1 protein-coding gene is annotated in these 757 nt (G+C 62.9%); it reads right to left on the reverse strand.

The features are described 5' to 3' along the window. Window positions 1–225: 225 nt before the first annotated feature. Entirely contained in the window at window positions 226–489 is a 264-nt protein-coding gene (locus DT057_RS35105) for a hypothetical protein (RefSeq protein ID WP_128566582.1), read from the reverse strand. Window positions 490–757: the final 268 nt, after the last annotated feature.

Below are 757 nucleotides of genomic sequence, written 5' to 3' on the forward strand. Positions count from 1 at the left end.
ATCAGGGGTCCCGTTCCGATGCCGTTTGACAGCCCGCGACAGTGGCAGCCTCCACCGCGGCGTCGACATAGCCGAAGATCAGGTGGACCTGATCTCTCATAGACCCGTCGACGATCAACTGCGTGGTCACAGCGAGGCTGAAGCCGAACCACAGGACGCTCGCGAGTGCGAATGCCAGCAGGACGGCGGGAAGGCGCCACTGGGTTCGGCGCGCCGCGGGCGGAGTCATGGGAAGACGCGGATGTGCCGGACGACGCAGCCGCAGGAGTGGAGGCGGTTGCCCTTCCGAACGTAGCGGTGCTCGACGATCACGGCACGGCGCGGTGCCGCGTCGGCTTTAGCGGCCCCAAGTGCGAGTTCGCTGGCGATATCCCCTATTGCGAGGCCGCCGAAGCCATAGCCCCTGGCCTGCGCCTTCCCGGGAGAGGCAACGGCAGCGACGAAGGTCAGGGCGGCGATCGCCGCCGTGATAAACTTACGAATGGACATCGTGTTTGCCTGCTCTGCTGGGCCAGTCCGGCAGATCGCCTGAGATCACCTCGGTATGAGGGCCGTGCATTGCAGAAGTAATATGTCTTGTGAGCTGATGATTGCGATCAGATTTCCGATCGATTGCTTCGTGCAAAGCGGCACGCACCATCTTCTGGCCATGCAGAAATCCCTCTGCATTGACTTGATCGTGCAGGCGGGCCGTCATGCGCAGTCGGCAACGCTCCGCTCGCCTTCAGACCCCGTTTCATAAAGCTCGTGCGAGTCG

It is taken from the genome of Methylobacterium crusticola, assembly GCF_003574465.1.
Lineage (GTDB): Bacteria > Pseudomonadota > Alphaproteobacteria > Rhizobiales > Beijerinckiaceae > Methylobacterium > Methylobacterium crusticola.